We start from the raw sequence: 16,064 nt of genomic DNA on the forward strand, positions 1-16,064 counted from the left end.
AAACATTTTTCATGAAAGAAGAAATTCCTAAAATAGAAAATAAAAATGAGAATTCAGATAATACCTCTACTGAAAATCTAAATCAAGATATAAATAATAAATCTTCTGATAGTGAATATTCTAAGTGGGTTGATAATCAAGGTGATGAAGTTAAAAATGTTTTTGGATTTAATAGTAGTGCCGAACTTGTAAATGGTAGAGCTGCTATGGTTGGGTTCTTTATGCTTTTATTAACCGAATTAGTTTTAAAAGGGAGACCTGTAACCTCCTCAATCTTTGGTATAAATTAAAAATGGAAGACAAAAAAACTAATCCAATAAAAATTTTCCTCTACATCTCAGTTTGGGTAATAATTTGGGGAACGTTTGGTTCCCTCGTAGATTATCCTCTCTATAAAAATAATATCTATTTAGAAGGGAGCGTATATCAATATCTTACTTTTACAATCACCGCAATCATTTCATTTTTGATTGCCAAATTCTTTTATAAAAAATTTAAGTTATAAAAACTTATACCTAAATCTCTTCATTATTTTTGCTGGTTCAGAACTATCTTGAGTTTCATAGAGTATCCACTGATGAGTTTCAGTATCATGATCACAACCTAAATTTCCAGATTGGGAAGGGAAATTGGACATAGATGAATGACATAATTGATCAGCCTCAAAAGCAGAATCGTAACCTGTTAAAAAGTATATTAAAAATCCAATAACTATTAGCGATAGAACCACTTGAAAAAATAGGCTTACTATCTTCATGAATTTCCTGTCAAAATCTAAATATATCACTTCTGAAAATATTTAGATCTAAAAATTAAGCTTATCGCCCAACATTAAAAATAAAGTCATGAAATTTCGGATTATTAAGATACAAAATAACAAGAAGAACTAAAACCACATTTAAACCTAATACTGTTATCCCAAATATATTTATCTGTTTTTTACCCGGTAAGGTATAAGTAAACTTTTTTCCTTTAAGAAAAGCAGCTAATCCTTTTTTCTCTTTTTTTACTTCCTTAATAGACTTATCATTTTTAACTTCACTTTCAGAAAACCCTTTTACCATTTCAACCTAAATAACAACTCAATAATATTATAAATTTAAAATAATTCTCAAGAATTAACAATTTTTAATCACATATGGAATCATAATAGCTTTCTTATTTTTCTTTGACTTTTTAAAGTAATAAGCTTCAATAAGTTCCGTCTGTAAACCCAAAAGGCTTCCCTGACATTTATATCTATTTTGATCAGACTCTAATAACTGTATTTTCTCAATTTCGAAAAATAAGTGACTACACTTCTTATAGCGAAAATCTTTTAAACATTCACTAGATTTTTTTAAAATCTCCCTTTTAGTCATTAACTGTTCAGCGACACAATGATTTGGTAATAAGAAAAACAAAAGTGTTGAGAAACTGATAAATTTCTTATAACTAAAAAGAGTCAAAAATTTAAAATCCCCCCACATAAAAATCATGTTAATAATATTAAAAAAATAATTAATCCTTTTTTCTAAAAAAAAAGGTGCTCCTTTTGAGCACCTTTAATAAGGACAAATTAAGCTATTAAAATATTAGCCTTGAACTCTATCCTTAAAAAGTTTTCCTGCTGAAAATGTTGGAACTCTTTTAGCAGGAATCGCTATTTTTTCACCTGTCTTTGGGTTTAAGCCCTGTCTAGCAGAGCGGTCCCTTGGTTCAAAAGAACCAAATCCTAGTATGGAGACTTTTTTGCCTTCCACTACTGAATCAACAATCGTTTCAATAGCTGCATCAACAACTAAAGATACATCTGTTTTTGTGAGCTCAGTACGAGCAGCTACAAGATTTACTAAATCAGCTTTGTTCATTGAATTGTTTGTATAGCAGAGATTTGAAAGACAAGAGTTTTGAAATCAAGTCTAATTACCTCGAACTTGCATATCATATGGAGCAAACACGAATACGGCAACCGAAAATGCCGGTGGCGCAAAGCTTTATACAAAATTTAATGACATTTTTAGCAATTCAAAAATATAATTTAGATCTAAAACTTTAATAATGACAAAAGTGATCAAGCCTAATTATCAATGCAGAAGTATTGCAATAACTGCTTTTCCCGGGAAAGTTTATTCTCTAATAATTGAAAGAATTAAATTTAAAAGTAATTAATTAAAGAATTTCAAATATTTATTATTTTTTATTAACTTTCAGATATATTTCCTTCTCAGCACATGAGGAAACATTATTTCTACTTCAAAATCAAAAAATTCAGTAACATCGCAATGTTTGAACTAAGGAATTAAACATAAAAAAAAGAGGGGAAAGATCTTTTAACAATCTTATTAAGAACTTTATATTTAAAATATTGATGAGTGAAACATCAAATTTGATTTTTTTTTTAAACTTTGGACTTATGATTCAGATGTCTGGATAATTTTATTAAATTTGTTCATTCATAAAAATATCAAAGAAATAACGACACAGTGAATGATATAAAGCTTGGGAACCCATTGCCTCTAGGAAGTTCAATAACATCAAAAGGAGTCAATTTCTCTTTAATAGCTACAAACGCAGAATATATAGAAATTTTAGTATTTGAGAAAGAAGATTCAGTTGCTCCAAAAGCAATCTTCAAATTAGATCAAAATCATAAGACTGGGCCTTACTGGCATGCGGAAATAAACGATCTCAAGGAAGGATCTATCTACGCCTTCAGAATAAAGCAGAAGGTAAACGAGCCTAATAAAGATTATTCTAAAACAGTTTTAATTGATCCTTGTTCAAGAGGCATTACAGGATGGAGTAAATACTCTAGAAAAAATGCGCTAAATAATTTTGATAACATGGATTCATGTCTCAAAAGTGTTGTTTGTGATAGGAAAGTTTTTAATTTTAAAAATTTCCCTAGACCAAAACACTCTTGGGAAGAAACAATAATTTATGAGCTCCATATCAAAGCATTTACTCAATCCTCTAATGAAGATGAAAGTTGCTTTAAAAAATTTTTAAAAAAAATTCCATATCTAAAAGAACTTGGCATAACAAGTATTGAATTACTTCCAGTATTTTGTTTTGACCCAAATGATGCTCCTAATGGATTAGAAAATTTTTGGGGTTATAGTCCTATTAACTGGTTTACTCCTCATTTTCAATATCTTTCAAATAAATCTGCCGAACAAAATAGAGAAGAATTTAGAAAATTTGTGGAAGAATGCCATAAAGAAAATATTGAGGTTATTTTAGATGTGGTATACAACCATACCTCTGAAGGCGATTCCGGGGGGCCAGCAATATCTTGGAAAGGAATAGATGAAAATCTTTACTATTTCATCGATAAAGATAAAAATTATCAGGATGTTACTGGTTGTGGCAATACAATTGCAGCAAATAGAGGGTTAGTTAGAAAATTAATAATAGAGTCATTAAAGTGCTGGGCAAATGAATTTGGCGTTGATGGTTTTAGATTTGATTTAGGAATTGCCTTATCTAGAGGAGAAGATCTTGTCCCACTTGATAATCCACCAATTTTTGAAGATATTGAATGTGAGCCTGAACTTGCCGATATAAAACTAATTAGTGAGCCTTGGGATTGTGGAGGATTATACAAATTAAATAATTTCCCTTCAAAGAAAACGTTTACATGGAACGGTCATTTCAGAGATGATTTAAGAAGATTTTGGAGAGGGGATAAAGATTCGGCTTGGAATATGAGTGACAAAATCAAAGGCAGTCCATCACATTACAAAGAGAATATTTCTTTCCCAAAGTCTATTAATTTCATAACTTCTCACGATGGATTTACACTAAAAGATTTAGTTTCTTTTAATAAAAAGCATAATTTTGCAAATAAAGAACAAAATAGAGATGGAGATAACCACAACAATTCATGGAATCATGGAGTGGAAGGACCTACATCAAACTTATTTATTAAAAAATTAAGAAAGCGGCAACAAAAAAATTTCCTTTTAAGTTTATTAATCTCAAAAGGAGTCCCTATGATACTAATGGGTGATGAAATCGGAAGATCTCAGGGCGGTAATAACAATTCTTGGTGCCAAAATAATTCCTTGGGTTGGATGAATTGGGATGAAAGCCAACAAGATTTAGAGTTATTAACTTATCTTAAATATCTAATAAAAATCAGAAAAAAATTTATTAAATTTTTTAATCCTATCTCTCCACAAAATAGAAAAGATATTGATAATTTAGTTAATTACTACTGGCATGGTGCAAAGTTAGAAAGCCCAGATTGGAGTAGCTGGTCACATACAATTGCTTTTAGTATGAATAAAGGTAAAAATAATCCTTTAATATGGGCAGGCCTAAATGCATATACAAAAAGTATTGATTTTCACCTGCCAGAATCTAAAAGCAAATGGCTTAAAGTTGTTGATACTAACGAGTCTGGAACTATCATGCCTATTCCCCTAGAACATAAATCTATTACAGTAGAAAATAGGAGCTCTGTATTAATTATTTCAGAAGAAGTATTTGGAACAAAAAATATTATATTCTAAAAGCGGGCGGCGGGAATCGAACCCGCATCTTCAGCTTGGAAGGCTGAGGTTTTACCACTAAACCACGCCCGCAATAAGTAATAGAATTACATTTGCAATAATACATTATCAAACAATCAACAAACAAAAAAGATTGGAAAATTCACACTCAAAAAATATAACAGGATCAAGAACAAGATTAATGCTCTCTTATGGACTTGGAGATGCTGGTACAGGCTTAGCAGCCACACAATTTGGATTCTTTCTCTTTAGGTTCTTTATTTGTTCGGCAGGTTTACCAGTTTTAATTGCGGGTTCATTATTAATGTTGATAAAGATATGGGATGCGATAAATGATCCATTAATTGGATGGTTAAGTGATAGGACAAAATCTAAATGGGGACCAAGAATACCTTGGATGCTTGTTGCAGCTTTACCTCTTGGGCTTTCTTTAGCGGCAATATGGTGGATACCTGCAGGTTCTGTCATAAACAAAACACTTTATTATACTTTAATTTCAATAATCGTAATGACTGCTTATACAAGCATCAATCTTCCTTTCGCCGCTTTATCTACTGAAATTTCAGAAAAAACTTCAATCAGAACTAGATTAAATGCCGCGAGATTTACTGGATCAATAATAGCTGGTTTAACTGGATTAATAATAGCTGGAGTGGTTTTAAATTCAAAAGGATTGGCTAATAACGAATATTTCTTAATGGGTAAAATCAGTGGGTTTATAGCGGTAACAACAACCTTAATATCTTGTTGGGGATTAGCTCCATATGCCAAAAAAGCTAGGAAACCATCTGGGAAGGTCGAACCAATTAAACTCCAATTTAAAAGAATATTTAATAATAAAAAATTTCTCAAAGTGATTTCTTTATATATTTTACTTTGGTGCGCCTTACAGTTAATGCAAACAGTTGCCTTAATTTATGTAGAAGATGTACTGAATGTGCCTTCAGAAATTGCTAACTGGGTTCCAATACCCTTCCAAATAAGTGCATTATTAGGATTACAAATATGGGCAAGAGTTTCAAATAAATTAAACAGAATTTCAGCTTTTAACTATGGGGCAATTATTTGGATAGTTTCATGTACAGCAGCATTATTTTTACCTTCTTTATCCAAAGTTTCATCTTTGGGAGATGGTGTATTTCTAAATACTAATAACTTTATTCTATTTATAGTTTTAATTATCATTATTTGTCTAATTGGTATAGGTGCTTCAACTGCTTACCTAATTCCATGGTCACTTCTTCCTGATGCGATAGATGAAGATCCAGAAAAACCAGCAGGACTATATACCGCTTGGATGGTTCTTATTCAGAAAATTGGTATTGGTCTAAGTGTTCAAATACTAGGCTTATTACTATACATATCTGGTTATCAATCATGCATTGTCGACAATTCCAGTTTTAATATTATTGAACAATCATCTTTAGCTCAATTAACCATAAGATTATGCATTGGTTTTATACCTTCTTTATTAGTAATTACTGGAGTACTTATAATGCGAAAATGGGATCAAAAATTATTGCCCAACTAATATAAATATATGTATTATCCAAAATTTTTTAAAAGACTTGTAAACAGCCTCATAATTGGAGGGCAAGCAATTAATTATATTTTCAAAGGGAAAATTTCCAAAAATGACCTTTTTGAACAACTGATGGAATCAGGCCCTGGAAGTTTATTAATTGTATTAATAACAGGTGTCGCTGCTGGTACAGTTTTTAATATTCAAGTCGCTTCTCAGTTAACAAGCATGGGGGTTTCAAGTGAAATAGGCGGCTTGCTAGCTGTAGGAATGGCAAGAGAAATGGCTCCTCTTCTAACAGCCACTTTAATGACAGGCAAAGTAGCCACTGCCTATGCAGCCCAACTTGGAACCATGAAAGTTACTGAACAAATAGAAGCTATAACAATGTTAAGAACTGAACCAATTCAATATTTAGTAGTTCCAAGATTACTTTCCATGATAATTATGTCACCAATACAATGTCTTTTATTTTTATCAGTTGCTTTATGGAGTGGCCAAATCTGGAGCACAATTTTTTATAACGTTCCCCCCTCAGTTTTTTGGACTTCTGTACGTTCTGGTAATGTAAGTTTAAGCAGTTCAGACTTATCCTCTATGATAATAAAATCCGTAGTATTCGGATTATTAATATCAATTATTGCTTGTGGATATGGCCTTACTACAAAAGGAGGACCCAAAGAAGTCGGGACAAGTACAACAGGTGCAGTTGTAATGACTCTTGTTACTGTATCTTTAATGGATGTAGTACTAACACAAATATTATTTGGATAAATCTATGTTTAATACTAAATCAAAGATGCAAGAACCAGTAACAATCTCACCATCATTTCAATTACCAATAATCCTTATAATTTTGAGTTTTATGCTCCTATTTCTAAATATTGGTTATTGGCCAACAATAGTATTTGCTTCGTTTAGCTTTTTTTTACTGCTTCAATCATTCACCTTAAGAATAAAAATTACGGATGAAGATTTCGTTGTTTTGCAACTAGGAAAAGAAATTAGGACATTTCCATTTAAAAATTGGATCTCTTGGAAATTCTTTTTCCCCATAATCCCTGGTATTTTTTACTTTAGAGAAAAGTCTAGTCCTCATTTATTACCTATACTATTTAATCCACAACAATTAAAAAGTGAACTTATAAAGAAAGTTGAATCTCTGGAAATTAAAAACCTTGAAAACTAAATTTTTGATTAAACACCATTTTATTTAAATGACTAATACCAAAGTTTCTAATAATAATCCTGAAAAGGAACCAATAATTAATAAATCGATTACAAAAACAAATGCTGATCCAAATATCAAAAATAAAACGACTCAAAGTAGAAAGGTTGATTCGGTAAGCAAAAAAAGCAATAAATCTCTAGATGATATTTCTAATGAAATCTTTAGCGAGCTTATTTCAAAAAAAATCTCTTTACTTAGAGAAATAAAAGAGTTAGAAACAAAAAAAAATGAATTAGACAAAGAAATAGAATCAAATTTTAAGGGGCAATCAGATAATATAGCCAAAAGAGTAAAGGGATTCCAAGAATATTTAACCGGCTCTTTACAGAACCTCTCACAAAATGTTGAAAAACTGGAATTAGTATCACAACCGATAGTTGTTAAGCCTTCTCCTCTTGATGAGAAAAAAGAAGTTTCAAACAAAAATGAATTTATTAGTATTCCTGCTTTATCTGAAACATTTAAACCCGATGAAAAAATAATTAGAAATTGTTTATCAACTTTTACTGAACAGCCTGATTTTTATTCAGAACCTTGGAAATTAAGACGAAGCCTTGATTCCTCAGATATAGAAGTAATGAACGATTGGTTCTTTAATATGGGTGGGAGAGGTTCATTAGAAAGTAGAGGTTCAAGACAAAAAAATGCTTTATTGTCTGCTGGATTAATAGCTATTCTTGGTGAATTATATGGCGATCAGTTTCAGACTTTAATTTTAGCTTCTGAACCTGAAAGATTAGGAGAATGGAGAAGAATTTTACAAGATTCCTTGGGTCTTACAAGAGATGATTTTGGACCTAATAGTGGCATTGTCCTTTTTGAGAGGTCTGAAGGCGTTATTGAAAGAGCTGATAGATTAGAGGCCAATGAGGAATTACCATTCATTATTGTCGATGCCGCTGAAACATCTGTAGAAATTCCAATTCTTCAATTTCCATTATGGCTTGCCTTTGAGGGCTCAAATGATGAAATATATGATGATCTAGAACTAAACTAAAATCTATGACAATTATTATTATCGTTCTCAGTTATTTTTTAGGATCAATTCCAACAGGATTTTTATTTGGAAAATTTCTAAAAAATATAGATTTAAGACTTATTGGGTCTGGATCTACAGGAGCAACTAATGTTTTAAGAAACGTGGGCAAATGGCCTGCTTTTTTCGTTTTTATTATTGATGTAGGCAAAGGTCTTCTTGCGGTGAAACTTTCTCAAAGTTATACAAATCAACACTTATTTGAAGTTTTGGCAGGAATTTCTGCTGTTTCCGGACATATATGGCCAATATGGTTAAAAGGAAAAGGTGGTAAGGCTGTAGCCACTGGATTAGGAATGTTTATCGCTCTTTCATGGAAGGTAGGATTTGCATCTTTGGGAATTTTTTTAATAATTCTTTCAAAATCTAAGATAGTCTCTTTATCAAGTATTTTAGCTGCATTTTTTTTACCGCTTTTCATGTTTTTGGATATCGGAGTAACTAATCATCCTTACTTCTTAATTAGTTTAGTTGTATCAATATTAGTTATTTTGAAGCATAGAACAAATATCAGACGTCTTATTAAAGGAGAAGAATCAAAGATTAATAGCCTTAATAAATAGAATTACAGATATCTAAAAAAACCTTATTAGGATCTTTAGCTTTTGAAATAGCTCTTCCAATAACCAATCTAGAAGCTCCATTTTTTAACGCTTCATAGGGAGTCATTATTCTATTCTGATCATCTTTATTTTGAGTCTTAGTTCTTATACCAGGTGTAATCAACTCGAAATTATTTTTATAAATTGATCTCAATCTTTTTGCCTCCCATGGGGAACAAACGCATCCATCTAATCCTGCATCAAAACATAATTTTGCGAGCCTAACAACATTCTCTTCAATAGAGTTCTTCCTATCAAGATCATTTCTAAATTCTTCACTAGAGAAACTAGTTAAAACAGTTATACCTACAATATTGGGAGGATTCACACTAGCTAAATTTGCTCCATCTAAAGATGCATTTTTTGATGAGGTGAGTGCTTTATAACCTGAAGAAGCGTGAACAGATATAATATCAACTCCTAATTTGGAAACCTCATAACAAGCAGCCTCCATAGTATTTGGAATATCGTGAAATTTAAGATCTAAAAAAATTTTTTTATTTAAATCTTTCAAAAATTTTATTACATTAGGGCCTTCCCTTGTAAACAGTTCTAATCCAACTTTTACCCATTTAATATTGGGACATCTCTCAAGAAATAATTTTGCTTCTTGAATATTTAATCCGTCAATAGCTAATATTATTTTATCTTCTAAATTAATTTTGTTCATTTAAAATCAATTCTCAAATCTTTTAATTATTTTTTTGCCAATTTGCAAAATTTTACCTTTTAAAGCTTCTTTCGAATCAAAAACAAGGTCTGGATTTACTAATTTATTACTATCAATTTTCACACCACCACCTTTAATAGATCTTTTTGATTCACTGCTTGATTTAAATAAATTTAATGAGCTAAGCAAATAAAAAAGCTTTACAGGAAATACTATCTCTTTTAAAGAAATTATTGGAATATCTCCAACTTTTTCTTTAAGGCCTAGAAAAATTTTTTCACAATTAGATTGTGCTTTTAATGCTTCTTTCTTCCCATGGTACAAAGATGTAACTTCCAAAGCCATAAGTCTTTGTAAATCTCGAGGATTGGTTTCTTTAATGAAACTTAAATCTAATTCTGTAAGCAATTCGAAATATGATGGAATAAGTTGATCAGGTACTTTTTCTAATTTTGAATACATAGATAGTGAATCCTCGCTCAAGCCAACAGTATTGAATTCTGATTTACTCATTTTTTTAATTCCATCTAAGCCAGTTAAAATCGGTAGCAATATTCCATATTGAGGTTCTTTTTTAAAGTGCCTTTGCAAATCCCTTCCTATGGCAATATTAAATTTCTGATCAGTTCCACCTAGTTCAATATCCGAATTCACGATCACTGAATCATAGCCTTGTAGTAATGGGTATAGAAATTCATGTAATGCAATTGGGGTTTGATCGTTATATCTTTTATTAAATTCTTCCTTAGCAAGCATTTGGCTAACTGTAGATCTTCCCATTAGTTCAATAATTGAATTAAGGTCTAGATTTTTTAACCATTCGCTATTGTATCTAATTTCTATCCTATCTTCTGATTCAAAATCCAAAATAGATTTATCAGAAGATTTACCCATACCAAGTTGATTCAAATAAGTTTTTGAGTTTTCTTTAACCTCTTCTTCGGATAATTGAACTCTTGTTTTGTTTTTTCCTGTTGGATCTCCTATTTGTGCAGTAAAATCTCCAATTATTAGTACCGCTACATGACCATTATCTTGGAATGCTCTAAGTTTTCTGAATAAAATGCTATGACCAAGATGAATATCAGTTCCAGTTGGATCAATACCAAGTTTTACTCTTAATTTTTTTTTATTTTTATTTGCCTCATCAATTTTATATGCAAGTGTTTGATCAAAGTTTTTGAGTGGGAATGATTCTTCTATTCCCCTCGTGAGCCATTTTGGCAATTCAAATTTATCTACCATGAAAATTTCAATTTTAGGAAGTTAAGAAGACTTATCAAGCTCTTCCTTCATTCTTATCAATGTTTTGTTCATTTGATCAAACATTTGATCAGGAGTAATACCAAATTGACTTAATTGTGTTTTTAATTGTTCTACAGTCATTTTAGCTTGAAAATCTTCTGATAATTCAAATCTTTTCATAAAAACTTTATAACGCTCCATAAGTGATTCCATTTTTTTTATAAACATTTTTTTTCCTTCTCTATCAAATTTTCCATAATCAGAACCAAGTTTCATCAGTTCTTGATAATCTGTAAAAAGCTTTTTAGCTTCTTCTTGAACTATATCTGACTCGAAAAAGCTCATTTTTTATTTTAATTTCATCAATAGTTTACTTCTATACCAAGATAACAAGAATCTTGTTGATTGATTATAAGATTAATAAAATTTTAGTTTATAAATAATTCTATGTATAATTTTGATTCAGAATTAAAATTCTTAGACGCAATAAATAAATTTGGAAAACTCTAATAACAAAAAAATTTCTAATCAAAATAAGCAATTTGAATTATTTAGTTCCTCAGTGGATACTTCAATCACTTTGCCTTTATCAAATATTCTCAAAGTCAAAAGTAAAACCCTAATGATCTGGCGAAATAGAATTTATAAGTATCAATCAAAAATTGAGGAAGATAACCAAAATAATATTTCTCAACAGTCGGTCATACCCGATAATGAAAATATTGATCCTAAAAAAATTTATCCATTCTCACTACAAGGATTATCCTTAAATTTTTGGAGAACAAATCAATCAGTGCACAATGGTCCAGCCATGTATTTTGTAATTGATAATATGAAAAATTCTCAAATAATTCTCTATATAGGGGAAACCAATTCAGCTAATAAAAGATGGAAGGGTGAGCATGACTGCAAAAATTACCTTAGTAACTATAAAGAAGCGCTAGCATATAACAATCTAACTAGTCAGTTAGATATACGTTTTTTTTTAGATGTTCCCAAAAATGCTAAATCAAGACGTAAATTAGAACAGAAACTAATATATCTATGGATGCCGCCATTTAATAAGGAAACTAGAGATAGGTGGTCAACAACTTTTACAAACAACTAAAAATTAATTAAATCTTTTTAAAAATGCAATTTTCAAATTTCCAACAAGATCTTAATACTTGGCAAGGTTCTATTTTAATATTTGGAATTGTTGAAGAGGATCTTAAGAGCCAATTAGAAAAAATTTCTTGCATTATTGATTCAAAGTTGTTATTGGAAAAAATTAATCAAAAAAAATTCATAGGAGAAAAGGGAAAGATCTTAAACTTCGATTTTTTTGATCAAAAATTACAATCTCTGAAGATTATTGGTCTTGGTAAAGGAAAAAATATAAATATTAATGATATAAAAAATTTATTAGCAGACGTCATAAGAAAAAACGATGATAAAGATGAAAAAGTTAGTATCATGTTTCCTTGGAATTTAATAAATTCTCCAGAAGAAATTAGATCTTTGGGAGAATCAGCAAGATTATCAGCCTATAAAGATAATCGATTTAATAGCAAAAAGGATGATAAAAAAGTTCTAAAGGAAATTGAATTTTTGAATTTAAATAAATTTGAAAATATAAACTTCAATGAGACAGAATATATTTGTGAAGGTGTTGAGCTTGCAAGGAGGCTGGTGGCTGCCCCCCCAAATAGTCTTACTCCACTAGAAATGTCTAGACAAGCATCAATAATAGCTAAAGAACATGGTTTAGAAATTAAAATCCTCGATAGAAAAGAATGTGAAGATTTAGGAATGGGTGCATATTTAGCAGTAGCTAAAGGTTCTGATTTAGAACCTAAATTTATTCACTTAACTTTAAAGTCAAAAAGTCCCATAAAAGAAAAGATTGCATTAGTGGGAAAAGGTTTAACCTTTGACTCAGGAGGATACAACCTAAAAGTTGGAGCTTCTCAAATTGAAATGATGAAATATGATATGGGTGGTAGCGCGTCGGTTTTAGGAGCCGCCAAAGCACTCGGGGCTATAAAGCCAGACGGATTAGAAATACATTTCATTGTGGCAGCTTGCGAGAATATGATCAATGGATCCGCTGTTCATCCAGGGGACGTAATAAAAGCTTCAAATGGCAAGACAATTGAGATTAACAATACTGATGCTGAGGGTAGGCTTACATTGGCCGATGCATTAACCTATGCCTCAAATTTAAAACCTGATTCAATAATTGATCTTGCTACTTTGACTGGAGCTATTGTTGTCGCATTAGGAAATGATGTAGCTGGTTTTTGGACCAACAACCATTTGATGGCAGAGGACTTAAAAATAGCATCATCCCAAGCTGGAGAAGCATTGTGGCAAATGCCTTTACAAAAATCTTATAAGGATGGTCTTAAGTCTCATATTGCCGACATGAAAAATACTGGGCCAAGGGCAGGCGGATCAATAACTGCTGCATTATTTCTAGAAGAATTTTTTGATAACAAAATAAAATGGGCTCACATAGACATAGCTGGAACTTGTTGGACTGACAAAAGTAAAGGAATTAACCCCTTAGGAGCTACAGGATTCGGAGTTAAAACTTTAGTCCAATGGATTAAAAATAAACGTCAAGATAATAAATAATTATTCTTGAGACCAAGCATTCATTGATCTAGCATTGTCTTTCCATATTTTATCTAATTTCTGATCTCTGCCACAAGAGAATCTATAGAACTTATATTTTAATTCATTCCTAATAGCAAAATCTTGATGATAATCCTCCGCTTCCCAAAACTGACTTTTTGGTTTTAGTTCAACATTAATTTGTTCTAATTTGACGCCTAATTCTTTTGAAGCAGAAAGGAGGGATTTACTTGCTTCATTCTTTTCATCTGAAGTTTCAAAAAAAATTACAGGTCTATAAGAGTTCCCTCTATCGCAAAATTGACCTTCTCCATCAAGTGGATCAATATTTCTTAGGTATATTCTGTATATTTCTGATAAAGCCACCTCTTCAGAGTCATAATCTACTAAAACAACTTCTTGGTGTCCATCATGATTTTCATAAGTAGGGTTTTGTAAATTCCCTCCGGAGTATCCACTAATAACTGAATTAACCCCTTTTAATGACTCTAAATCATGCTCTAAACACCAAAAACATCCTCCAGCGAGGGTTACTTCTTCAGCGAAAGTATTTATAGGATTTACTATTATTGAAAATACAATAATTAGTGAGAAAAAATAAGTCATTTTTCAATTATAAGCATCAAATTAAAGAATTAATAATCTCTTCAGCAGCTCTTTTGGCCACACCTTGTTGTCCTAACTCTTTCTTTAATTGAGCATAACCTTTTAAGATTTTTGCTTTTTCTGATTTTTGATCTATAACCAGACAAGCTTTATCGTATATTTTTTTTACATCAAATTCTTTTTGAACGAATTCAGGAATAATTAACTTTTTAACTAATAAATTTACTGGCGAAATAAATTTCACTTTGAAATTGAGAATCTTTTTTGCAATAAATGCTGTAACTCTACTCACTCTATATCCAACGATTTGAGGTATCCCATATAAAGCCAATTCCATATTTACCGTTCCTGATTTACATAAGGCTAATTTACTTAATGAATAAATATGAGTTTTAAATTTATCGATATCTTTTTGAGATACTACCTTTCCTTTAACTTTGTATTTATCTAAAGCTTGTTCGAATTTAGCATCAAAAACAGCTCTACACGATGGGATATAAACGATTAGATTTGGATATTTTTGTTGTAATTTTCTGGCTGCCTGCATAAAAACGGGTAGAACATATCTTAATTCTTGAGGTCTTGATGCTGGCATTAATAGTAAAATATTTTCATTTGCACGAAGTTCAAGAATTTTTCTAGATTCTTTTTTAGTAGGTAGTTTTTTTATAAGATCGATCATTGGATGTCCAATCCATAAAACATTACCGCCTCTTCTTTTATAAAAATTTGCTTCTTGTTTAAAAATTGCAAAAATTCTATCAGAAAAACTTATAAGATCCGTCGTCGAATTATTCCCAACTCGCCAAGCCCACTCTTGAGGAGCGATATAATAATAAATTGGGATTTTATTCTTCTCAATTTTTAATTGTCGTCCAATTTTAATATTAGGACCCATATAGTCAATTAATATTAAGCAATTCGGGGAAAAGTTTTTAAGTGATTTATAAAATTTTTTTTGTATTTTTATTGTAGGAATGATGAGTGGCAAAGCCTCCCAAATACCAATAGCACTTATTGAAGTAGTATCTTGTAAAATTTCTACACCCTCTTTTCTCATCCTTTCCCCACCCAAGCCATATATTTTTAAATTAACAGAACGTTTTTCAGCCTCATTAAATAATGCATTAGCTAATAAACTTCCATGTAAATCTCCTGAAACTTCTCCAGTACTTATGAATATCTTTTTATTCATAAATTAACGGAAGGCATTGGTCCTCTTCTTTGCTTTGATATTGAATCTTTTACAAATTCACAAAGTTTAGCAGAAGAAATATCTAATTTTCCTTTCATCGCCATACCCAATGAAATAGAAATTACATCATTAGACTTAAATAAAAGATTCCATGTATTTTGCAATAATTTCAAATCAAATTCTTCATTTTCCATCAGCCCACTCCTCTTAATTCCTACTCTATTTAAACCTCTCAATCTACCAGGATGTCCTTCTGCCAAGCAAAAAGGAGGAACGTCTCTATCTACTCTTGTCATTCCTCCAATCATTGCGAGATATCCCACATGTACAAATTGATGAATACCTAAACAACCTCCAATAATTGCATTATCTTCAATTTTTACATGACCAGCAACCTGGACACTATTTGATAAAACAATCCCATTACCAAGTACGCAATTATGACCAATATGAGTGTATGCCATTAATAAATTATTATTCCCAATAATTGTTTTTTCTCCTTCGTCAGTTGCCTTATTAATAGTTACGCACTCTCTAAATGTATTGTTATCTCCAATAATCACCTCCGTAGATGCACCTTGATATTTAAGGTCTTGGGGCTCAAGTCCTATAAAAACATTTGGAAAAACTTTATTATCTTTACCTATTTTGGTTTTCCCTTCAATTACAGCATTAGATCCTATTTTGGTGCCTGATTCTATTATTACGTTTGGTCCAACGATAGCTCCACTAGCGATAGAAACTCCATCATGCAATTCTGCACTTGAATCGACAACTGCATTGGGGTGCACTCTCGCACCTCGAAAATCTGGATTTCGTTTGGTATTTTTAATCTCCAT

The 16,064-nt window shown here is 31.0% G+C and carries 18 protein-coding genes and 1 tRNA gene; 9 read left to right on the top strand and 10 right to left on the bottom strand.

From position 1 onward, the window contains the following. Window positions 1–11: 11 nt before the first annotated feature. Window positions 12–290 carry a high light inducible protein gene (locus P9515_RS07140; RefSeq protein ID WP_011820782.1) on the top strand — a complete coding sequence of 93 codons (279 nt, stop codon included), beginning with the start codon at window positions 12–14 and terminating at the stop codon, window positions 288–290. Between the two features lie 209 nt (window positions 291–499). On the opposite strand, the gene P9515_RS07150 is transcribed toward P9515_RS07140, so the two are convergent. The 3 genes from P9515_RS07150 to P9515_RS07165 form a co-directional block, all read right to left on the bottom strand. Further along, window positions 500–757 carry a hypothetical protein gene (locus P9515_RS07150; RefSeq protein ID WP_011820783.1) on the bottom strand — a complete coding sequence of 86 codons (258 nt, stop codon included), beginning with the start codon at window positions 755–757 and terminating at the stop codon, window positions 500–502. A 61-nt stretch (window positions 758–818) separates the two neighbouring features. Then, complete coding sequence (locus P9515_RS07155; RefSeq protein ID WP_011820784.1) at window positions 819–1,064, bottom strand: hypothetical protein; 246 nt, start codon at window positions 1,062–1,064, stop codon at window positions 819–821. Window positions 1,065–1,574: 510 nt separating this feature from the next. Further along, on the bottom strand, window positions 1,575–1,850 hold the full coding sequence (locus P9515_RS07165) for an HU family DNA-binding protein (RefSeq protein WP_011132955.1): 276 nt from the start codon (window positions 1,848–1,850) through the stop codon (window positions 1,575–1,577). A 615-nt stretch (window positions 1,851–2,465) separates the two neighbouring features. On the opposite strand from P9515_RS07165, the gene P9515_RS07175 reads away from it, so the two are divergent. Further along, entirely contained in the window at window positions 2,466–4,499 is a 2,034-nt protein-coding gene (locus P9515_RS07175; RefSeq protein WP_041710642.1) for a glycogen debranching protein, read from the top strand. Window position 4,500: 1 nt separating this feature from the next. On the opposite strand, the gene P9515_RS07180 is transcribed toward P9515_RS07175, so the two are convergent. Next, window positions 4,501–4,571, bottom strand: a tRNA-Gly gene (locus P9515_RS07180). 109 nt (window positions 4,572–4,680) lie between these two features. On the opposite strand from P9515_RS07180, the gene P9515_RS07185 reads away from it, so the two are divergent. From P9515_RS07185 to plsY, 5 genes are read left to right on the top strand one after another with little or no spacing between them, the layout of a single operon-like run. Beyond that, window positions 4,681–6,030: an MFS transporter gene (locus tag P9515_RS07185; RefSeq protein ID WP_011820787.1), complete on the top strand. Its 1,350-nt coding sequence runs from the start codon at window positions 4,681–4,683 to the stop codon at window positions 6,028–6,030. 9 nt (window positions 6,031–6,039) lie between these two features. Then, entirely contained in the window at window positions 6,040–6,795 is a 756-nt protein-coding gene (locus tag P9515_RS07190) for an MlaE family ABC transporter permease (RefSeq protein WP_011820788.1), read from the top strand. Between the two features lie 4 nt (window positions 6,796–6,799). Beyond that, entirely contained in the window at window positions 6,800–7,210 is a 411-nt protein-coding gene (locus P9515_RS07195) for a DUF3119 family protein (protein ID WP_011820789.1), read from the top strand. Between the two features lie 28 nt (window positions 7,211–7,238). Further along, window positions 7,239–8,249, top strand: coding sequence for a DUF3086 domain-containing protein (locus P9515_RS07200; protein ID WP_011820790.1), 1,011 nt, complete (start codon window positions 7,239–7,241; stop codon window positions 8,247–8,249). Between the two features lie 5 nt (window positions 8,250–8,254). Further along, entirely contained in the window at window positions 8,255–8,851 is a 597-nt protein-coding gene (plsY, locus tag P9515_RS07205; protein ID WP_011820791.1) for a glycerol-3-phosphate 1-O-acyltransferase PlsY, read from the top strand. Here the strand turns inward: plsY and pyrF are convergent. The 3 genes from pyrF to P9515_RS07220 are packed head-to-tail and all read right to left on the bottom strand — an operon-like array spanning window position 8,841 to window position 11,150. Continuing rightward, complete coding sequence (gene pyrF / locus P9515_RS07210) at window positions 8,841–9,560, bottom strand: orotidine-5'-phosphate decarboxylase (protein WP_011820792.1); 720 nt, start codon at window positions 9,558–9,560, stop codon at window positions 8,841–8,843. The genes plsY and pyrF overlap by 11 nt on opposite strands. A gap of 6 nt (window positions 9,561–9,566) precedes the next feature. Then, complete coding sequence (gene tyrS / locus P9515_RS07215; RefSeq protein WP_011820793.1) at window positions 9,567–10,805, bottom strand: tyrosine--tRNA ligase; 1,239 nt, start codon at window positions 10,803–10,805, stop codon at window positions 9,567–9,569. A 21-nt stretch (window positions 10,806–10,826) separates the two neighbouring features. After that, window positions 10,827–11,150: a DUF1825 family protein gene (locus P9515_RS07220; protein WP_011820794.1), complete on the bottom strand. Its 324-nt coding sequence runs from the start codon at window positions 11,148–11,150 to the stop codon at window positions 10,827–10,829. A gap of 151 nt (window positions 11,151–11,301) precedes the next feature. On the opposite strand from P9515_RS07220, the gene P9515_RS07225 reads away from it, so the two are divergent. Both P9515_RS07225 and P9515_RS07230 read left to right on the top strand, forming a co-directional pair. Then, on the top strand, window positions 11,302–11,913 hold the full coding sequence (locus P9515_RS07225; protein ID WP_049750658.1) for a hypothetical protein: 612 nt from the start codon (window positions 11,302–11,304) through the stop codon (window positions 11,911–11,913). 23 nt (window positions 11,914–11,936) lie between these two features. Continuing rightward, on the top strand, window positions 11,937–13,424 hold the full coding sequence (locus P9515_RS07230) for a leucyl aminopeptidase (protein ID WP_011820796.1): 1,488 nt from the start codon (window positions 11,937–11,939) through the stop codon (window positions 13,422–13,424). On the opposite strand, the gene msrA is transcribed toward P9515_RS07230, so the two are convergent. The 3 genes from msrA to lpxA are packed head-to-tail and all read right to left on the bottom strand — an operon-like array spanning window position 13,425 to window position 16,064. Next, complete coding sequence (gene msrA, locus P9515_RS07235) at window positions 13,425–14,030, bottom strand: peptide-methionine (S)-S-oxide reductase MsrA (RefSeq protein WP_011820797.1); 606 nt, start codon at window positions 14,028–14,030, stop codon at window positions 13,425–13,427. Window positions 14,031–14,046: 16 nt separating this feature from the next. Then, window positions 14,047–15,225, bottom strand: coding sequence for a lipid-A-disaccharide synthase (gene lpxB, locus P9515_RS07240; RefSeq protein ID WP_011820798.1), 1,179 nt, complete (start codon window positions 15,223–15,225; stop codon window positions 14,047–14,049). After that, complete coding sequence (gene lpxA, locus P9515_RS07245; RefSeq protein WP_011820799.1) at window positions 15,222–16,064, bottom strand: acyl-ACP--UDP-N-acetylglucosamine O-acyltransferase; 843 nt, start codon at window positions 16,062–16,064, stop codon at window positions 15,222–15,224. Before lpxA ends, lpxB begins: the two co-directional genes overlap by 4 nt.

This window comes from Prochlorococcus marinus str. MIT 9515 (assembly GCF_000015665.1).
GTDB classification, from domain to species: Bacteria; Cyanobacteriota; Cyanobacteriia; order PCC-6307; family Cyanobiaceae; genus Prochlorococcus_A; species Prochlorococcus_A marinus_P.